We start from the raw sequence: 18,125 nt of genomic DNA on the forward strand, positions 1-18,125 counted from the left end.
CTTTGATGCTCAGCTATCCTCGATGCAATGTCCGCCCGCGCCGCCTCGCCGAATTTTTCCGATCTCACGCGCGAGCGGCCCTTCATGCGGCTGTGGACCGCGCGGCTCTTCGGCTCGGCCGCCGCCCAGATGCTGCTGGTCGCGATCGGTTGGCACATGTACGAGCTCACCGGCAGCGCCTGGGATCTCGGCCTGGTCGGGCTCTACCAGTTCGTGCCGGCGCTGCTGCTGGCGTTGCTGGCGGGCCACATCGTCGATCGCCACCATCGCGGCCGCATCGTCGCCGCCTGCCTCGCGGTGCAGGGCGCGGTCGCGCTGCTGCTCCTCGGCGCCGTCTACACGCATCAGGACTCGCGCGGATTGCTGCTCGGCCTGTCGCTGGTGCTGGGCGCGGTGCGCGCCTTCCAGATGCCGGCGCAGCAGGCGCTGACGCCGCTGCTCGTGCCACCGCTGATGCTGCCGCGCGCGATGGCCTTCAGCTCGGCCGGCATGCAGGGCGCGATCATCGGCGGGCCGGCGCTGGGTGGTCTGCTGTTCGCGGCGGGCACGGGCGTGGTGTACGGCGCGAGCCTGCTGTTCTTCGCCGTCGGCAGCCTGCTGCTGATGCAGCTGCGCTACGACCACATGCCGGCGCCGCGCGAGCCGGTCACGCTGGCGACGGTGCTGGCAGGCTTGGACTTCATCTGGAAGCGCAAGCCCGTGCTCGGCGCCGTCTCGCTCGACCTGTTCGCGGTGCTGCTCGGCGGCGCGGTCGCGCTGCTGCCGATCTTCGCCAAGGACATCCTGCACACGGGGCCCTGGGGCCTGGGCCTGTTGCGCAGCGCGCCGGCGGTCGGTGCGCTGGCGATGTCGATCATGCTGACGCGCCGGCCCATCGAGCGGCACGTGGGGCGCACGCTGCTGATGGCGGTGGGTGCCTTCGGCGTCTGCATGGTGGTGTTCGGCCTCTCGCGCAGCTTCCTCGTCTCGCTGATCGCGCTTGCGGTCTCGGGCGGCGCCGACATGGTCAACGTCGTGATCCGGCAGACGCTGGTGCAGCTCGAAACGCCGGACGCGATGCGCGGCCGCGTGAGCGCCGTCAACTCGATCTTCATCGGCGCCAGCAACCAGCTCGGCGAGTTCGAGTCGGGCGCCACCGCGGCACTGCTGGGGCCGGTGGGCTCCGTGGTGACGGGCGGCGTCGGCACGGTGCTGGTGGCGCTCGCCTGGTTCCGGCTCTTTCCCTCGCTCGCGCAGCGCGACCGGATCGTTCGGTCAGAAGTGTGAAAACGCGTACGGCACGTCGAGCGTGACATCGCCCAGCGGCTCGGCCACGCAGGGCAGGATCCAGCCCTCGGCCTTCTCGTCGGCGCTCACGCCCGGCCACTCGATGCGGTAGCGCACCTCGCCGGCCCTCAGCTTGCTGATGCAGGTCCGGCAGGTGCCGTTGCGGCAGGAACTCGGCAGCTCGATGCCGGCCGCAGCGGCGGACTGCAGCAGCGTGAGCCCGGGCTCGGTGTCGAAGTCGAACCCGCCGGGCTCGATGCGCGCCTTCATGGCGGCGTGCCGCGCGAGGCCTGTCGCCGCTCTTCGCGCAGCATGAAGAGGTAGAGGCTTTCGACCTTCTCGCGCGCCCACGGCGTCTTGCGCAGGAACTTGAGGCTGGAGGCCACGCTCGGGTCGCTGGTGAAGCAGCGCAGCGGGATGCGCTCGCCCAGGCCCTGCCAGCCATAGTGCGCCGCCAGCGCCGTCACGATGGCCTCGAGCGTGAGCCCGTGCAAGGGGTTGCGGGGCTGCTGCGGCGCCGTCGTCACTTGTTCTTGAGCTTGCCGCGCGGGATGACCGCGGTGGTGATGGTGCGCACCGGTTCGATGCCTGCGCCTGGCGGTTTCGGCGGGGAGCTGTCCTTCTTGGGTTTCTTGGCTTCCTTGTTGCTGCGCTGTTGACTCTTGGCCATGGTGATTCTCCGGATAGATGCGAATGCAGCAGGAAGTTTAGGGCCTGCCGGCGCGGCGACAATACGGCCCTTTACCGTTCGTTCCGCCGCATCCATGTCCGACTACGAAGTTCGCCCCGCCACCATGCGCGATGCCAAAGCCATCGCCGAAGTTCACGCCGCCGCCGCCCGGGCCGCCTACACGGGCATCCTGCCCGAAGACCAGCTGCGTGCGCTGGCGCCGTCCACGCGCGAAGCGAAATGGCGCGAGGCGATCGAGTTCAGCGAGCCGCAGGTGCATGTGGCGGTGCTGGGCGAGGAGGTGGTGGGCTTCGTCGGTTTCGACCGTTCGCGCGATGCCAAGACACCTTCGACCACCGGCGAAATCTGGGCCATCTACGTCAAGCCGGAGCACTGGGGCAAGGGCGTCGGCGTCGCGCTGTGGGATGCCGCGCGCGACGGCCTCGAGGAAGAGGGCTGCACGCTGGTCACCATCTGGGTGCCGCTGCGCAACGACCGCGCGATGCGCTTCCACGAACTGGCCGGCTTCAAGCGCGAGATGAAGACCGCCAAGACGACCTCGATCGGTGGTATCAAGATCGAAGAGATCCGCCTCAAACGCAACGTCTAAAAATAAATCACGATGGCGACCAGTCTGCTGCTTCTGCTCGACGACATTGCGACCGTTCTCGACGACGTTTCCATCCTCACCAAGCTTGCCGCCAAGAAGACCGCCGGCGTGCTGGGCGACGACCTGGCGCTCAACGCGCAGCAGGTCTCGGGCGTCAAGGCCGAGCGCGAGCTGCCGGTGGTGTGGGCGGTGTGCAAGGGCTCCTTCATCAACAAGGCGATCCTGGTGCCGGCGGCGCTGGCCATCGGCACCTGGCTGCCCTGGCTGGTGACGCCGCTCCTGATGATCGGCGGCGCCTTCCTGTGTTTCGAGGGCTGCGAAAAGCTCGCGCACAAGTTCCTGCACAAGGACGAACACGCGGCCGACACGGCGCGCCACGAGCATGCGGTTGCCGACCCCGGCGTTGACGTGGTCGCGGCCGAGAAGGACAAGATCAAGGGCGCGGTGCGCACCGACTTCATCCTGTCGGCGGAGATCATCGCGATCACCCTGGGGACGGTACAGGGCCAGCCCTTCGTGACGCAGTTGAGCGTGCTGGTCGGCATCGCGCTGGTCATGACCGTCGGTGTCTACGGCCTGGTGGCGGGCATCGTGAAGCTCGACGACGCCGGGCTCTATCTGAGCCAGCGCGAAGGCGCGGGCTCGCGAGCGCTCGGCCGCGGCATCCTCGCGGCGGCGCCCTGGCTCATGAAGGCGCTCTCCATCGCCGGCACCGCCGCCATGTTCCTGGTCGGCGGCGGCATCCTGGTGCACGGCGTGCCGGCCCTGGGCCATGCGGTCGAGGCCTGGGCGCTGAACGCAGGCAGCCTGGTCGGCGGCCTCGGTTCGATGGGCGCCAATGCGGGCGTCGGCATCGTGGCCGGCGCGATCGTGCTGGGCGTGGTCGAGCTCGTGAAAAAAGCGCTCAAGAAGCGCTGAGTTCCTGGCCGGCCGCGGCCACGCGGCGCGCGATCGCCTCGACGCCTTCGTCCGAAAGGTCGTCGACGCGCAAGACCTGCCGTTCGTCCCAGCGCGCGAAATGGCTGGCCTGCGATCGCTTGTAGGCCGGGTCGTAATGCAACGCGGTCAGCTCCGCGAACAGCGAGGGCAGGTTGCGCTCGGCGGCCCATTGCTGCCAGCGCGCGATCACGACCTTGCCGTGCAATTCCTTCAGCATGGCGAGCTGGCGCGAAAGCGCCTCCGGGTCGTCGCCGAGGTAGGCGTAGTCGCGCAGCAGGTAGGCCAGGCGCGCTTCGGGCGTGGCGTCGATCTCGATCACGCGGCTCGCGCGCATGCGCTCCACCAGCGCCGTGGGTACGTTGAGGCGGCCGATGCGTCGGCTCTCGCCCTCGACGTAGAGCGGCTTTTGCGAATCGATGCGGTCCAGCAGCTCGGCGATGCGCGTCTCGAAGGCGGTCTGCGAAGGTTGCGGCACGCCGGGCAGGGCGCCGAGCAGCGAGCCCTTGTGGGCGGCGAAGCCTTCGAGGTCGAGCACCTGCTCGCCCTGCGCCGCCATGGCCTGCAGCACACGCGTCTTGGCACTGCCGGTGGCGCCGCACAGCACGCGCAGCTCGAGCCGCGGGCACAGGGTTTCGATCTGCGTGATCACGTGGCGGCGCCAGCTCTTGTAGCCGCCGGCGAGCTGCTGCGCGTCCCAGCCGACGAGGCGCAGCCAGGTCGTCATCGAGCCGCTGCGCAGGCCGCCGCGCCAGCAATAGATGAGCGGCTTCCAGTCGGCTGGCCGGTCGGCGAACTGCGCCTTCAGGTGCCGGGCGATGTTCGCGGCCACCATGGCGCCGCCGACCCGGCGCGCTTCGAAGGCGCCCTGTTGCTTGTAGAGCGTGCCGACAATGCGGCGCTCTTCGTCGTCCAGCACCGGGCAGTTGATCGCGCCGGGGATGTGGTCGATCGCGAACTCGGCCGGCGAGCGCGCATCGATGAGCGTGTCGAAGCGTTGGCGGTCGCCCACGCGCACCGGGTCGCGCATCAGCGGCCTCCGGACTTTTTCGCGCGCTGGAACAGGTCGACGGCGACCAGCGCCACGCCGAGCACCAGCGCGAACCAGCCGACCACGTAAGCCCCGCCTATCGTCTCGCGCCAGGCGGGCGACTGCAGGAAGTGCGGCGCGAGCAGCACCGCCGCGCCGATGAGGATGCACATGAGGCCGCGCTCGACCATGCGCGGCGCTCTGGGGGATCTGGAAGCCATGCCCGAGTTTACGGGGCGTCACTGCGCACCAACTTCGGGCGATCCACGCCGATTCCGTGAATTATTTCCTTAGGACATGTAAACCTAAGAACTACATTCTTAAGTATTCATTTTCATAAGAAAGAAGCGCATGAACCGCGTTTTCCGGGTGGTCTGGAGCCCCTCGCAAGGGATCTGGGCCGTGGCCTCCGAACTGGCGCGCGGCGTTGGCAAGTCGAGCACGAAGGCGCCCGTCTTGGCCATGGTTCTGTTGGGCCTGGCCGGCACTGCCGCCGCCGATTGCGCCAGCAGCGGCAGCAACACCATCACCTGCACCGCCGGCACCCCGCAGACCTTCGTCGTCATCGGCGGCTACGACGCCACGCCCGGCGGCTCGGTGGACGTGCAGCAGAACGCGGTGATCAGCACCGTCGACCTGCCCGCCATCAGCATGGGCGACAACGGCACGATCCTGATCCAGCGCAATGCCACGGTGCAGAATCACGCGGCGGGCAGCGCCAACGGCCACTACGGCACCGGCGCCAACACCATCGAGTTCCGTTCGGGCAACACGCTCACGATCGAGCAGGGCGCCAAGCTGCTGTCCAACGGCACCGCCTACAACGCGGAAGCCGTCAACGCGCACGGCAGCGGCAACCTGATCGTCAACCACGGCGAAATCCGTTCGCAGGCCGGCGGCGCCGCCATCTGGTTCGAATCGTCGAACGGCGCGAACACGGTGATCAATGGCGAAACCGGCGTCATCGAATACCAGGGCGGCGCGGGCAACATCATGGGCGTCGCCGGCACGATGGCGATCGCTTTCACCAATCAGGGGCGGCTCGTCGGATCGCTGAACTTTGCCAATGCGAACGACACGTTGAACGTCTACACCGGCTCGTCGATCACCGGCAGCATCAACGGCGGCGGCGGCGGCGGCAGCAACCTGCTGACCCTGAACGGCAGCGGCACCGACACCTTCGCCCAGACGCTGTCGAACTTCCAGACGCTGGTGAAGAACGACAGCGGCACCTGGACCTTCAACAACGCGCTGCCCGGTTCGGGCATCACCAGCACGCGGGTCGCCGGCGGCACGCTGATCCTCGGCGCCAACGCCAGCAGCTACACCGGCAGCATGACGGTGGATGCGGACGGGATCCTGCAGACCAGCGCGCAGTTCGCGCCGCTGGCCATCACCGACAACGGCCTGGTGCGCTTCGCGCAGCCCGATGATGCGAGCTACACCGGGCTGCTGTCCGGCACGGGCGGCATCGAGAAGACCGGTGCCGGCAGGCTCACGCTCACACTCGACCAGGCGATCACGGGCACCACCACCGTCAGCGCCGGCACGCTGGAATTGGGCAACGGCGGCACGAGCGGCAGCGTGGTGGGCGACATCGTCAACAACGCGACGCTGATCGCGAACCGCTCGAACACGCTGAACCTCGCCGGCGCCATCAGCGGCAGCGGCGCGCTGCGCCAAGTGGGCAGCGGCACCACGGTGCTCTCGGGCGCCAGCAGCTACAGCGGCGCGACCACGGTCGCAGCGGGCACCTTGAAGGCGGCCGCGGCCAACACCTTCAGCGCTGCTTCCGCGCACACCGTGGCCTCCGGCGCGACGCTCGATACCGCAGGCTTCAACCAGCGCATCGCCTCGCTGAGCAATTCGGGCACCGTCAACCTGCTGAGCGCCGCCGCCGGCAGCACGCTCACCGTGACCGGCGCCTACATCGGCAACGGCGGCGTGCTGAAGCTCGGCACGGTGCTCGGCGGCAGCAACAGCCTGAGCGATCGCCTGGTGCTGAGCGGCCCGGGCGCCAGTGCGAGCGGCAAGACCACGGTTCGCATCACCAACCTCGGCGGTCTCGGCGCGCAGACCACCGGCAACGGCATCGAGGTGGTGAGCTCGCGCAACGGCGCCACCACCACCGCTCAGAGCACGCGCGACGCCTTCGCGCTGGCCAATGGCCACGTCGATGCCGGCGCCTTCGAGTACCGCCTGTACGCGGCCGATGTCCAAGGCACCGGCGAGAACTGGTACCTGCGTTCCGAGACGACCCTTGCGTCCCCGGTGGCGCCTGTCAATCCGGACGCGCCCACCACCACGACCGCGGACACGACCGTCAAGCTGGCCCTGCCGCTGGTGACCGTGCCGACCTACCGCGCCGAAGTCCCGCTCTTCGCGGCACTGCCGGCGCAACTGCGCCAGGCCGACCTCGGCATGCTGGGCAACCTGCACCGCCGCATCGGCGACGAGGCGGCCCCGGCGGCCGGCGACGCGCCGCGCCGCGCCTGGGCCCGTGCCGTCTACGGCGACCTCGATATCGGCCAGGACAGCGTCGCTCGCGCACACAGCCGCGGCCACGCGAGCGGCCTGCAGGCCGGCACCGATCTGCTCGCCGCCGGCAACTGGCGCGCCGGCCTCTATGTCGGCTTCCTGGACGGCGGCGCCGATGTGAGCGGCAATGCGCGGGGCACCCTCGGGCGCGTCGGCAGCACCGACTTGCAATCGCGCTACCTGGGCGGCTACGCCACCTGGATGGACGCAAGCGGCCTCTATGCCGACGCCGTGCTGCAGGCCGGCCGCCACCGCACCACCGTGCGCCCCGACGGCAACCCGAACGCATCGGGCAGGGCCGAGAGCCTGACGGCCTCGATCGAAGCCGGCCAGTCCTTCGCCCTTTCCGAAAGCTGGCGCATCGAGCCGCAGGCGCAGCTGATCTATCAGCGCGCCCGCTTCGACGATGTGCTGATCGGCGGCGCGACTGTGCGGCAGCACGCCGACGGCGGCTGGATCGGCCGCCTGGGCGTGCGCATCAAGGGCGACATCGCCGCCGGCGCCGGCCGGTTGCAGCCCTACGTGCGCGCGAACCTGTACCGCGCGAGCGGCGGCGCCGACGTCGCCGAGTTCATCGGCCCGGCGGCCACCACGCGCATCGCCAGCGGCGTCGGCTACAGCTCGGGCGAAGTGGCCGGTGGCTTCACGCTGGCGCTGACGCCGGCCACCAGCGTCTACGGCGAGGTGGGGCGCGTCTTCGCCCTCGGCGGCGAGGCACGGGTGAAGTCCTCGGTGCAGGGTTCGGTGGGTGTCAAGCTGCGCTGGTAGGCGGGTTTTCGCGCGCCGGCGGCGCGTGGCGGTGTTTGGGTTCAAATATCGCTTCCGCGACCACTCGCCATACCGCCGACCATGGGATCCATCCGCCATCGCCTCCTCGCCGCTTCCGCACGAACCATCGCCCCTTTTCTGCTGACCGTCGTCGCGACGGGCGCAGCCGCTCAGCAGCAGGATGCGGACCGCTTCCCCGCGGCCGCCATGGGCTTCCTCGGCACCGAGCTTCCCGCGATGGATGCGGCGATCGCCAACAAGGACCGCGACTACTTCGAGGATGCGATGGGCCGCATGCTCGACTTCTCCGACAGCTGGGGCTTCAAGACGCGCGCCAACCCGGCGCTGGCGCGCTATCCGATGTGCACCGAGGCCGTGACCGATTTCCTCGTCGTGGGCCTGTGCCGCTTCAAGCTCTCGGCCGACACCTGCCAGCCGACGCTCACCACGAACTTCAACACCAACCTGCAGCGCTGCCGCGAGCTGGCCGCGCGCAACTGAAGAAAGGCAGCGCCATGGACTACGCCCGCTACCAGACCCTCGCGATCACGCGCCGCGGCGAAGGCGGCGCGGTGCTCGACATCCAGATGCGCGCGCAGAACGGCAAGCTGCCCACTGCGGGCCATGACGGCCACCGCGAGCTGGCCGAGATCTGGCGCGACGTGTCGGCCGACGACACGGTGCGCTGCGCCGTGCTGCGCGGCGAGGGCATGGGCTTCTCGGGCGGCGGCGACCTGGCGATGGTCGAGCAGATGAGCACCGACGACGCCACGCGCGTGCGCGTCTGGAAGGAAGCGCGCGACCTGGTCTACAACCTCGTCAACTGCGACAAGCCGATCGTCAGCGCGATGCACGGGCCGGCCGTGGGCGCAGGCCTGGTGGCGGGCCTGCTGGCCGACATCTCGATCGCGAGCAAGAGCGCGAAGATCGTCGACGGCCACACGCGGCTGGGCGTCGCGGCCGGCGACCATGCGGCGATCGTCTGGCCCCTCTTGTGCGGCATGGCGAAGGCCAAGTACTACCTGCTGCTGTGCGAACCGGTGAGCGGCGAGGAGGCCGAGCGCATTGGCCTGGTCTCGCTCGCGGTGGAAGAGGCTGAGCTGCTGCCGCGCGCCTACGAGCTGGCCGACAAACTGGCCGCCGGCAGCCAGAGCGCGATCCGCTTCACCAAGTACGCGCTCAACAACTGGCTGCGCCTGGCCGGCCCGAGCTTCGACGCCTCGCTGGCGCTCGAGTTCATGGGCTTTGCGGGGCCCGACGTGCGCGAGGGCATCGCTTCCCTGCGCGAGCGCAGGGCGCCGCGCTTTTCCTAGGCCGTCTTGAGACCCTGCACCGTCTGCAGCAAGGCCGTGCGCGCCTGGCCCAGCACCATGCCCTTCCACTCGTCGTTGTTGCAGTAGAAGGCGTCGCGCAGCTGCTGGCGAATTGCGCGCTGCTGTTCGGCCGGCGCTTGCGCGTGACTGCGCAGCCAGGTGTCGGCACGCAGGCGATTCAGCACTTCGAGGTCGGGCAGGGTGCCGAACTCCAGGCCCATCAGCGCCACGCTGGCCTGCGGGCATTCGTCGTAGACGGCCGAAACCACCGGCCCCGACACGTCGGCCGAGGCCGACTGGCCGTCGAAGGGCGCGAACACGTCGGCGCCCCACCAGGCGCGCGCCTGGGCGAGGCCGTCCGGGCGGCCCGGGTAGATCTTCTCGCCGTGGCCGTAGGGACCGAGCCCGGTGTGGATGTCGATCCAGCCGATGTGCGTCGCGGCGGCGCCGAACTTGCGCAGGATGCCGCGCATGGTGCGGTTGCTCCATGACGGCGCCTTGCCGCCATAGAACACGCCGTCGGGCGCGACGTACTGGCCGGTCGTGACGGCGGCGCGCCAGGCGCGCATGCCGTGCTTGTCGATGTAGGCGGCCATCGCCGCCTCGTCGTCGGCGCTAGGCGGCCAGGTCGCCGGCAGCACGAAGGGCTCGACCTCCGCATAGGCCGCATTGACCGGCAGCGGCGCATCGAAGTCGATGTGGTTGCGGTTCAGGTCGATGTTGTCTTCATTGGTGCGGTGCAGGTGCGAGAAGCCGTGCGGATTGACCGCGTGCACCAGCAGCAGGCCGATGCCCGCCTGCTCGAGGCGCGAGAGCAGGTCGTCGTCGTGCAGCGTCGCGATCTGGCAGCCCGAGCCGCAGAAGCCCTCGGGCCCGTGTGTCCCGGAGCTGACGATCAAGAGCCTGGCCGCGCCGGGCGTGCCGAGGTAGGCCGTGTCGGTCGCCAGCGTTTCGCCCAGGGCGCCGCGATGGGTTTCGAGCACGAAGGATTCGAGGGCCGCGCCGCGCGCCGCGGCGGCATCGAGGAACTTGCGGCGGGCTTCGGCGTAGGTGCCGGAGAAGTATCGAGCGGCAGGGCTGCTATGCACGGGCAGTCCTTGAAGAGGGCTCGGCATCCGGCCGGTGGGCCGAGGCGTCGTCGATGTCCTTGCCGGTGAAGTCCTTGAGCCAGAGCAGGCCGAGGAACGACACCAGCGTCATTCCCAGCAGATACCAGGCCGGCGCCAGCTTGCTGCCGGTGGCGTTGACCAGCCAAGTGCTGACGAAGGGCGAGAAGCCGCCGAATATCGAAACGCCCACGCTGTAGACCAGCGACATGCCGCTCGCGCGCACGTGCTTGGGAAACATCTCGGGCAGCATCGTGATGGCGGGCACGGTCTGCACCACCAGCGCGATGCTCAGCAAGCCCACCACGGTGAACAGCACGGCCGGCGTGGGCGAGAGGTTGAGCCACAGAAAGCCCGGATAGATCAGCACCATCATCGCGATGCGGCCCCAGACGATCAGTCGCTTGCGGCCGGCGCGATCGGACAGGAGGCCCACCAGCGGCGCGAGCCCGAAGGACAGGAGCCCTGTGAGCGCGGCGCCGAACAGCGCCACCGTCGGCGGCAGGCCCAGTTGGCGCACCGCATAGGTGGGCATGTAGAAGGTCACGACATAGGCGGCCGCGGTGCCGCCGGTGATGGCGAGGATGGCCGACAGCACGGTCTTCCCGTGCTCGCCGCACACTTCGGCGAGGCTGCTCCTGCGCGGCGCCGCACCGGCCGCCGGCTCGGCCTTGACGTCGAGCGATTCCTCGAGATGGCGGCGGATGTACATGCCCACCGGCGCGATCAGCATGCCAATGACGAAGGGCACGCGCCAGCCCCAGCTCTCCATGCCCTGCGGCCCGAGCGCGAACGAGAGCCCGCCCACCACCGCGGCGCCGAGCAGGATGCCCAGGCCCTGGCTCGCGAACTGCCAGCTCGCCAGGTAGCCGCGGTTGGCCGGCGTGGCGTGCTCGACCAGCAAGGTGGTGGACGCGCCCACCTCGCCGCCGGCCGAGAAGCCCTGGATCAGCCGCGCCAGCACGATGAGCACGGGCGCCGCGACGCCGATCTGCGCATAGGTGGGCGCCACCGCGATCATTGCGCAGCCCAGCGCCATCAGGAAGATGGTCAGCGTCATCGCCTTCTTGCGCCCGGCGCGATCGGCATAGGCGCCGATCACGATGCCGCCCAGCGGCCGCATGATGAAGCCGACGCCGAAGCTCGCCACCGTCAGCAGCAGCTGGCCGTAGCTGTCGAAGGTCGGGAAGAAGAGCTTGCCGATCACCAGGGCCAGGAAGCCGTAGACGGTGAAGTCGAAGAACTCGAGGGCGTTGCCGATGGTGGTGGCGACGATGGTCCTGCGCCGGCTGATCGGCGTGATGGGAGAGGTCACGAGAATTCCTGTTCTTGTTGGCGCGTCGCGCCGGATGCTAGCAGCCGATGGCGACAAGCGCCGCAGGCAAGGCACACTCGCGTCATCCAATCCCAAGCCAGACCCTTCATCATGTCCCTTGCCCCCATCGAAATCGAAACCGGCCCCCACCCCACCGCCACCGTGCTCCTCATGCACGGCCTCGGCGCCGACGGCAACGACTTCGTGCCGATCGCCAACGAGCTCGACCTGTCGGCCGTCGGGCCGGTGCGCTTCGTGTTCCCCAATGCGCCGGTGATTCCGGTCACCATCAACGGCGGCTACCGTATGCCGGCCTGGTACGACATCGCTGCAGCCGATCTCGTGAAGCGCGAGGACGAAGCCGGACTGCGCCGCTCGCAGGCCGCGATCGAGGCGCTGATCGCGAACGAGAAGGCCCGCGGCATCGCGGCCGGCCGGATCGTGGTCGCCGGCTTTTCGCAGGGTTGCGCGATGGCGCTCCTGACCGGGCTGCGCCATGCCGAGCGGCTGGCCGGCATCGTCGGCCTGTCGGGCTACCTGCCGCTGGCCGCGACCACGGCCGCCGAGCGCCATGCGGCCAACCACGACACGCCGGTCTTCCTGGGCCACGGCACGCGCGACGGCGTGGTGCAGATCGAGCGCGCCCGGGCCTCGCGCGATGCGCTGGCCGCGCTCGGCCATGCGGTCGAGTGGCACGAGTACCCGATGGAGCACTCGGTGTGCATGGAAGAGATCGCCGATCTCAACCGCTTCCTGCTGCGCGTGCTGGGCTGAAGATCAGCGCGTGAATGCGCCGTCGTCGAAGGCTTCGCCGTAGGCCTTCCAGTCGGCGGCGACATCGGCGGCGCAGTCCCGCGACGCATCGAGCAGCGGCTGGCGCCACTTGCGGCTGTGGCCATGGGCGACGAGTTCGTCGGCGATGGCCGAGCCTTGCCGCCCAGCGCTGCGCAGCTGGCCCCACGCGACCATACGGCCCATGGTGCGCAGCACCTGCTCCAGCGTCTTCAGCTTCTGCGCCGAGCGATCCAGTGTCACGCGGTCTTCCGAAGGCTGCAGGTGGCGCAGCACGAAGGGCGCGCGGCCCATGCGCAGCGGCTGCAGCAGGCCGGCCGACACCGCCTGCACGCGCTGCTGCAGCGCCACCGCGCGCTGGGCTTCGTTCTTCCATGCCGGCTGGGTTGTCTTCAGGTGCGGCAGCAGCGAAGAGGCGTTGACCTGCTTCAGGTCGAGCAGGCCGTTGCCGCCGGGCGAGCCCTTGCCATTGACGAGGATCACATAGCGCTCCACGCCCAGGCTGCCGGTGCCGGCGATGCGCCGCGCCACATCGAGCACCCGGTAGTAGTCCGGATTCGGCTGCTTCTCGGCGAAGCTGCGGATGGCTTCGGTGACGCGCTCGCGCTGCTCGCGGCTCGCGGGCAGCGCTTTCTTGCCGTCGGTGCGCAGCTTGCGCCGGAACCGGCTGCGCTTGCCTCCTGTGCGTTTGAGCTTGGTGCGTTCGTCGAGGAAGGGCACGCGCTTGCGCTCGCGCAGGCCGCGCAGCAGCGCGCCCACCAGCCCGTCGGCCGTGTCCCGCTCGACCCAGCGCACCTCGCCCTGCGCCAGCGTCTCGGCGTAGGCGTCGAGGAAAGCGCGGCACAGCTGCTGCGCTTCCTGGCGACGCAGCGAGAGGGTGGCGGCGCCGACGCGCACGCTGGCCAGGAAGCGCACCAGGTCCCAGCCGGTCGGGGCGAGGGCGGACTCGTCGAAGTCGTTGATGTCGAAATACACCAGGCCGTTGTCTCCCTTGAAGCTGCCGAAGTTCTCGAGGTGCAGGTCGCCGCACACCCAGCCGAGCGGCGAGGCGGGCAGGGCGCCGGGCGCCAGTCGTTCGTAGAAGCGGTGGCAGCTGCCGCGCAGGAACACGAAGGGGCTCTTGCGCATGGCTTCGTACTTCATCTGCAGGCGCTCGGGATCGCGGCCCGCATTGAATGCCTGTACGCTGCGCACGACGTCGATCATGGTTTCCCCTGAGTCGCCGGAGGGATGGCCGGCACCGTCGCGGGGTATAGCAGAAACGGCGTTTTCGCTTCAAATACCGAGGCCAGCAAGCCGTTCGCGGCCGTGCTACCTTCCGCCCCACAAAGATTCACGGGTCATAACGACATGAGCAAACTGCACGAGCGCCTGGGAGCGCTCACACCCGCGCGACTGAAGGGAGTCCGTAGAGGCATCGAGAAGGAGAGCCTGCGTGCCCAGCCCGACGGCACGCTGGCGCTGACGCCGCATCCGGCGGCGCTCGGTTCGGCGCTCACCCACCCGCACATCACCACTGATTTCAGCGAGTCGCAGCTCGAGCTCATCACCGGCGTGCACACCGACGTGGAGGCCTGCCTGGCCGAGCTCACGCAGGTGCACCAGTTCACCTACCGCGTGCTTCATGAAGCCGGCGACGAACGGCTCTGGGTCTCGAGCATGCCCTGCGGCCTGCCGGCCGACGAGACCATTCCGATCGGGCGCTACGGCGCCTCCAACGTGGGGCGCGCCAAGAGCGTCTACCGCATGGGCCTGAGCCACCGCTACGGCCGGCGCATGCAGACCATCTCGGGCATCCACTACAACTGGTCGCTGCCCGAGGTGTCGAGCGAGCAGTACTTCGCGCTGATCCGCAACTTCCGCCGCCACGCCTTTTTGCTGCTCTACCTGTTCGGCGCCTCGCCGGCGCTGTGCTCGAGCTTCGTGGCCGGGCGGCCGCACGAGCTACAGCCGCTGGGCGAAGGCAGCATGCACATGCCGCACGGCACCTCGCTGCGCATGGGGCGGCTGGGCTACCAGAGCGAGGCACAGGCCTCGCTGGCGGTGAGCTACAACAGCCTCGACGGCTACGGCGCCTCGCTGCAGGACGCGCTCACGCGGCCCTGGCCGGCCTACGAGGCGATCGGCATCCGCAATCCCGGCGGCGACTACAACCAGCTCGCCACCAGCCTGCTGCAGATCGAGAACGAGTTCTACGGCACCATCCGTCCCAAGCGCGTGATCTACCCCGGCGAGCGGCCGCTGCATGCGCTGCGCGAGCGCGGTGTCGAGTATGTGGAAGTCCGCCTGATGGACCTCGACCCCTTCGAGCCGATCGGCATCGCCGCGCCCACCATGCGCTTTCTCGACGTGTTCCTGCTGCATTGCCTGCTGGCCGACAGCCCGCCCGACACGCGCGAGGAGATTGCCGAGCTGGCCCACAACCAGCACCTCACGGCTGCACGCGGCCGCGCGCCCGGCCTCAAGCTGCAGCGCGGCGGGCGCGACGTTGCGCTCACCGAATGGGGCGCCGAGCTGCTGGAGCAGTTCGGCCCGATCGCCGCCGCGCTCGACGCCGCGCACGGTGGCACCCGGCATGCCGAAGCGGTGCGCGCGGCAGAGAAAGGCCTGGCCGACCCGGCCACCCTGCCTTCTGCGCGCGTGCTCGAGGCGATGGCGCGCGCGCACGACAACTCCTTCATCAGTTTCGTGCGGGCGCAGTCCGAACGCACGCGCACCGAGCTGCTGGCCTTGCCCTTTTCCGCCGAAGAACGCGCGAACTTCGAACGCATGACGCAGAGTTCGATCGATGCCCAGAAGGAGATCGAGGCGAACGACAGCATGCCCTTCGAGATCTACCGCGAGCAGTACGTCTCGCCGGCGCGCCTGGGCTTCAAGAACCACTGGGCGGAAATGCCGCCGCTCGCCGTCAGCCAGCCCGCGGCCTGGTGAGGCGGAACAGGTTCTTGGGGTCGCCCGCGGACGGCACGAGCGCGATGTCCTGTCCTGCGCCATGCTGCAGCGCGAGCGCGTGGATCAGGCGCAGCGCGGAGTAGTCCTCCAGCGCGAAGCCCACCGAGTCGAACACCGTCACCTGGTCCTCGCTCTGCCGGCCGGCCTCGGCGCCGGCCAGCACGCGCCACAGCTCGACCACCGGAAAATCGGCCGCCATCTGCTGGATCTCGCCCTCGATCCGGGTCTGCGGCTCGTACTCGACGAACACGCGCGCGGCGCGCAGCACTTCCGCATGCAGCTCGGTCTTGCCCGGGCAGTCGCCGCCGATCGCGTTGAGGTGCATGCCGGGCTCGAGCATCTCGGGCGTGACGATGGTGGCGCGCGCCTTGCGCGCCGTCAGCGTGCTGACGATGTCGGCGCCGCGCACCGCTTCGGTGACGCTCGCGGCACGCCGCACGCGCAGGGCCGGCCAGGCCGCCAGGTTGCGCTCCAGCTTGTCCATCGCCTGGGCGTCGATGTCGTAGATCCGCAGTTCGTCGATGCCCAGCAGCGCGTGGAAGGCCAGGGCCTGGAACTCGCTCTGGGCGCCGTTGCCGATGAGGGCCATGCGGCGCGATCCCGGCCGCGCCACGGCCTGCGCGGCCAGGGCCGACATGGCGGCGGTGCGCAGCGCGGTGGTCAGCGTGAGCTCCGACAGCAGCACAGGCAGGCCGGTCTGCACCTCGGCCAGCACGCCGAAGGCCATCACCGTCGGCAGGCCATGGGCCGTGTTGCCGGGGTGGCCGTTGACGTACTTGAAGGCGTAGCGCTGTCCGTTCGACACCGGCATCAGCTCGATCACGCCGAGCGCCGAATGGCTGGCCAGTCGGGCCGACTTGTCGAACTCGGGCCAGCGCAGGAAATCTTCCCTGATGGTGTCGGCCAGCGCCTCCAGGAAGCGGGATGTTCCGAGGGCCTGAACCAGGCCGGAAAGCGCCTGGACATCTACGAAGCGTGTTGTTGCCATGCTTATTGAAGAACTTCCGTGCTAATCGGGTAGGTCTATGCCTACCTGCATTGGCCGAGATGGCTCACCGCGGCGCTGAAATCGCAGCTCATCATGACATCAAGCATCCATATTCACATGTGCCCCCAATGACAACGAAGACCTATCTGGTCGAAGACAACGCCGTGATTCGCGAGAACCTCGTCGGATTCCTCGAAGACATTGCCGATGCCACCGTCGTCGCCCATGCGAGCGGGGAGGCCGAGGCGGTGGACTGGCTGCGCAATCATCGCGACAGCTGGGACGTGGCCATCGTCGACCTGTTCCTGGACCAGGGCAACGGCCTTGGTGTCGTCAGTGCCTGCCGCGAGAGGGCCAGGCATCAGAAGGTGGTGGTCCTGAGCAACTACGCGACGCCCGACATGCGGGCGCGCACCAAGGCGCTGGGCGCCGACGCCTTCTTCGACAAGTCGGCAGAAATCGAACTGCTGCTCGACTACTGCGAGAAGCTGAGTCGCCGCAACGACTGAGGCCCGGCTTCCGCCCTGGCGGAAAAATCGCTCTTGACCTAGAGTGCGCTGGAGCATTTCCAATGGTTTCACCGGGTCGTCCGGTGAACACGGGAAATACGCCATGAACGCCATCGAGAACAAGAGATTCATCCAGGGCATCCACGCCGAGCTCGCCAAGGGCAACGGCAAGCCTTTCGTCGACAGCCTCGCCGAGGACTTCAGCTGGATCATGAAGGGGCGCACGTCCTGGTCACGCACCTACAAGGGCAAGCAGGTCGTGCAGAACGAACTGCTCAAGCCCCTGTACGCGCAATTCGAAGGCCGCTACCTCAACACGGCCGAGCGCTTCATCGCCGAAGACGACTTCGTGGTCGTGCAGTGCAACGGCGAGGTCGCCACCAAGCTCGGCAAGCGCTACGACAACCAGTACTGCTTCATCTACCGGCTGGCCGGCGGCAAGGTGGTCGAGCTCACGGAGTACCTCGACACCGCGCTCGTCGACGAAGCGCTGGAGGCGCCGGCGCGTGCCGGGTAGCGCCTTTCGCATCGGCGAGCTGGCCGCGCGCACCGGCCGCAGCGTGCATGCCATCCGCTGGTACGAGGCGCAGGGCCTGGTGCCCGGCGTGGCGCGCGACGAAGGCGGGCGGCGCGTCTACGGCGAGCTGCACGTGAGCTGGCTCGACCTGATGGAGCGGCTGCGCGCGACCGGCATGTCGATCGCCGAGATGCGCGAGTACACCGCGCTGGTGATGCAGGGCAGCCGTACGCTGCGCCAGCGCCGCGACATGCTGGCCGGCCACCGCGAGCGCGTGAACACCACCATCGCCGAATGGCGGCGCGCGCTGACGCTGGTCGACAAGAAGATCGACTTCTACGATGCCTGGATGCAGACCGGCCAGCGGCCGCCGCTGATCCCGGCCGACACGCCGCGCGCCGTGCGCAAGAAGGCGCTGCCCGCGCCCGCGATCAGGAAGCGATGAAGCTGGCGCTCATTCGACGACCGCGCCGCCGTCCTTGCGGATCGATTCGCGCCCGTGCTTGCTGAGGCGGCCCAGCGCGCTGTCCAGTGCGCGCTTGAGCTTGTCGGCCGCACCGCGGAAGGCCTCATCGAGATTCGGCGCGTGCTGCGTCACGGCCACCGGCTGATGGCGCGCGAGGCGCGCCTCCATCGCGCAGCGCTTGTCGCCGCCGCCGCTGGCATCATGGTTCTGGTCGCTCAGGTGCACTTCGACCCGCGTCACGTCGGCCGCGAAACGGCTCAATGCATGCCTGATCTCCTCATTGGCCCAGCGTTCCAGGGCATCCTTGTTCTCGACGCCGTTGCTGGTGTTCACTTGTATCTGCATGTCA

21 protein-coding genes are annotated in these 18,125 nt (G+C 69.0%); 11 read left to right on the forward strand and 10 right to left on the reverse strand.

The window, feature by feature from the left end; translation table 11 throughout:
* The first annotated feature begins 27 nt into the window (after nucleotides 1–27).
* Complete coding sequence (locus ACSQ9I_RS10105) at nucleotides 28–1,266, forward strand: MFS transporter (protein ID WP_436313084.1); 1,239 nt, start codon at nucleotides 28–30, stop codon at nucleotides 1,264–1,266.
* Here the strand turns inward: ACSQ9I_RS10105 and ACSQ9I_RS10110 are convergent.
* From ACSQ9I_RS10110 to ACSQ9I_RS10120, 3 genes are read right to left on the reverse strand one after another with little or no spacing between them, the layout of a single operon-like run.
* Nucleotides 1,255–1,536, reverse strand: coding sequence for a 2Fe-2S iron-sulfur cluster-binding protein (locus ACSQ9I_RS10110; RefSeq protein ID WP_436290680.1), 282 nt, complete (start codon nucleotides 1,534–1,536; stop codon nucleotides 1,255–1,257). The genes ACSQ9I_RS10105 and ACSQ9I_RS10110 overlap by 12 nt on opposite strands.
* A complete protein-coding gene (locus ACSQ9I_RS10115; RefSeq protein WP_093102286.1) occupies nucleotides 1,533–1,793 on the reverse strand; it encodes a VF530 family DNA-binding protein in 261 nt (86 codons plus the stop codon). Before ACSQ9I_RS10115 ends, ACSQ9I_RS10110 begins: the two co-directional genes overlap by 4 nt.
* Nucleotides 1,790–1,936 carry a hypothetical protein gene (locus ACSQ9I_RS10120; protein ID WP_170855465.1) on the reverse strand — a complete coding sequence of 49 codons (147 nt, stop codon included), beginning with the start codon at nucleotides 1,934–1,936 and terminating at the stop codon, nucleotides 1,790–1,792. Before ACSQ9I_RS10120 ends, ACSQ9I_RS10115 begins: the two co-directional genes overlap by 4 nt.
* A gap of 94 nt (nucleotides 1,937–2,030) precedes the next feature.
* Here ACSQ9I_RS10120 and ACSQ9I_RS10125 point away from each other — a divergent pair, with 94 nt between their 5' ends.
* The gene (locus tag ACSQ9I_RS10125) at nucleotides 2,031–2,546 is read left to right on the forward strand and encodes a GNAT family N-acetyltransferase (RefSeq protein ID WP_093102287.1); all 516 of its coding nucleotides are present in this window, start codon (nucleotides 2,031–2,033) and stop codon (nucleotides 2,544–2,546) included.
* Between the two features lie 12 nt (nucleotides 2,547–2,558).
* Nucleotides 2,559–3,464: a DUF808 domain-containing protein gene (locus ACSQ9I_RS10130; protein WP_436290679.1), complete on the forward strand. Its 906-nt coding sequence runs from the start codon at nucleotides 2,559–2,561 to the stop codon at nucleotides 3,462–3,464.
* Here the strand turns inward: ACSQ9I_RS10130 and mnmH are convergent.
* Nucleotides 3,451–4,512, reverse strand: coding sequence for a tRNA 2-selenouridine(34) synthase MnmH (gene mnmH, locus ACSQ9I_RS10135; RefSeq protein WP_436313085.1), 1,062 nt, complete (start codon nucleotides 4,510–4,512; stop codon nucleotides 3,451–3,453). The genes ACSQ9I_RS10130 and mnmH overlap by 14 nt on opposite strands.
* On the reverse strand, nucleotides 4,512–4,733 hold the full coding sequence (locus ACSQ9I_RS10140; RefSeq protein ID WP_436313086.1) for a hypothetical protein: 222 nt from the start codon (nucleotides 4,731–4,733) through the stop codon (nucleotides 4,512–4,514). Before ACSQ9I_RS10140 ends, mnmH begins: the two co-directional genes overlap by 1 nt.
* 130 nt (nucleotides 4,734–4,863) lie before the next feature.
* On the opposite strand from ACSQ9I_RS10140, the gene ACSQ9I_RS10145 reads away from it, so the two are divergent.
* The 3 genes from ACSQ9I_RS10145 to ACSQ9I_RS10155 all read left to right on the forward strand — a co-directional run bounded on the left by ACSQ9I_RS10145 (nucleotide 4,864) and on the right by ACSQ9I_RS10155 (nucleotide 9,131).
* The gene (locus ACSQ9I_RS10145; protein WP_436313087.1) at nucleotides 4,864–7,818 is read left to right on the forward strand and encodes an autotransporter outer membrane beta-barrel domain-containing protein; all 2,955 of its coding nucleotides are present in this window, start codon (nucleotides 4,864–4,866) and stop codon (nucleotides 7,816–7,818) included.
* An 81-nt stretch (nucleotides 7,819–7,899) separates the two neighbouring features.
* A complete protein-coding gene (locus ACSQ9I_RS10150; protein ID WP_436313088.1) occupies nucleotides 7,900–8,319 on the forward strand; it encodes a hypothetical protein in 420 nt (139 codons plus the stop codon).
* A gap of 14 nt (nucleotides 8,320–8,333) precedes the next feature.
* Nucleotides 8,334–9,131, forward strand: a complete 798-nt coding sequence (locus ACSQ9I_RS10155) for an enoyl-CoA hydratase/isomerase family protein (RefSeq protein ID WP_436313089.1) — start codon at nucleotides 8,334–8,336, stop codon at nucleotides 9,129–9,131.
* Here ACSQ9I_RS10155 and ACSQ9I_RS10160 read toward each other — a convergent pair.
* Together ACSQ9I_RS10160 and ACSQ9I_RS10165 are read right to left on the reverse strand one after the other, a co-directional pair.
* On the reverse strand, nucleotides 9,128–10,246 hold the full coding sequence (locus ACSQ9I_RS10160) for a M14 family metallopeptidase (protein WP_436313090.1): 1,119 nt from the start codon (nucleotides 10,244–10,246) through the stop codon (nucleotides 9,128–9,130). The genes ACSQ9I_RS10155 and ACSQ9I_RS10160 overlap by 4 nt on opposite strands.
* Nucleotides 10,212–11,552: an MFS transporter gene (locus ACSQ9I_RS10165; protein WP_244503702.1), complete on the reverse strand. Its 1,341-nt coding sequence runs from the start codon at nucleotides 11,550–11,552 to the stop codon at nucleotides 10,212–10,214. Before ACSQ9I_RS10165 ends, ACSQ9I_RS10160 begins: the two co-directional genes overlap by 35 nt.
* A 111-nt stretch (nucleotides 11,553–11,663) precedes the next feature.
* Between ACSQ9I_RS10165 and ACSQ9I_RS10170 the strand changes: the two genes are divergently transcribed.
* Nucleotides 11,664–12,326 carry an alpha/beta hydrolase gene (locus tag ACSQ9I_RS10170; protein WP_093102299.1) on the forward strand — a complete coding sequence of 221 codons (663 nt, stop codon included), beginning with the start codon at nucleotides 11,664–11,666 and terminating at the stop codon, nucleotides 12,324–12,326.
* A 3-nt stretch (nucleotides 12,327–12,329) separates the two neighbouring features.
* Here the strand turns inward: ACSQ9I_RS10170 and ACSQ9I_RS10175 are convergent, their stop codons facing one another.
* Nucleotides 12,330–13,550, reverse strand: a complete 1,221-nt coding sequence (locus tag ACSQ9I_RS10175) for a DUF2252 domain-containing protein (protein WP_436313091.1) — start codon at nucleotides 13,548–13,550, stop codon at nucleotides 12,330–12,332.
* Between the two features lie 144 nt (nucleotides 13,551–13,694).
* On the opposite strand from ACSQ9I_RS10175, the gene gshA reads away from it, so the two are divergent.
* A complete protein-coding gene (gene gshA / locus ACSQ9I_RS10180) occupies nucleotides 13,695–15,275 on the forward strand; it encodes a glutamate--cysteine ligase (protein WP_436313092.1) in 1,581 nt (526 codons plus the stop codon).
* Here the strand turns inward: gshA and ACSQ9I_RS10185 are convergent.
* Nucleotides 15,253–16,284 (reverse strand): ornithine cyclodeaminase, encoded by a 1,032-nt coding sequence (locus ACSQ9I_RS10185; RefSeq protein WP_436313093.1) that lies wholly within the window; start codon nucleotides 16,282–16,284, stop codon nucleotides 15,253–15,255. The genes gshA and ACSQ9I_RS10185 overlap by 23 nt on opposite strands.
* Nucleotides 16,285–16,412: 128 nt before the next feature.
* Between ACSQ9I_RS10185 and ACSQ9I_RS10190 the strand changes: the two genes are divergently transcribed.
* From ACSQ9I_RS10190 to ACSQ9I_RS10200, 3 genes are all read left to right on the forward strand, one after another.
* A complete protein-coding gene (locus ACSQ9I_RS10190) occupies nucleotides 16,413–16,793 on the forward strand; it encodes a response regulator (protein ID WP_093102305.1) in 381 nt (126 codons plus the stop codon).
* A gap of 103 nt (nucleotides 16,794–16,896) precedes the next feature.
* A complete protein-coding gene (locus ACSQ9I_RS10195) occupies nucleotides 16,897–17,310 on the forward strand; it encodes a nuclear transport factor 2 family protein (RefSeq protein ID WP_436313094.1) in 414 nt (137 codons plus the stop codon).
* The gene (locus ACSQ9I_RS10200; protein WP_436313095.1) at nucleotides 17,300–17,755 is read left to right on the forward strand and encodes a MerR family transcriptional regulator; all 456 of its coding nucleotides are present in this window, start codon (nucleotides 17,300–17,302) and stop codon (nucleotides 17,753–17,755) included. Before ACSQ9I_RS10195 ends, ACSQ9I_RS10200 begins: the two co-directional genes overlap by 11 nt.
* 9 nt (nucleotides 17,756–17,764) lie before the next feature.
* Here the strand turns inward: ACSQ9I_RS10200 and ACSQ9I_RS10205 are convergent, their stop codons facing one another.
* The gene (locus ACSQ9I_RS10205) at nucleotides 17,765–18,121 is read right to left on the reverse strand and encodes an HPF/RaiA family ribosome-associated protein (RefSeq protein ID WP_093102310.1); all 357 of its coding nucleotides are present in this window, start codon (nucleotides 18,119–18,121) and stop codon (nucleotides 17,765–17,767) included.
* Nucleotides 18,122–18,125: the final 4 nt, after the last annotated feature.

The organism is Variovorax sp. LjRoot84, assembly GCF_964254305.1.
Lineage (GTDB): Bacteria > Pseudomonadota > Gammaproteobacteria > Burkholderiales > Burkholderiaceae_C > Variovorax.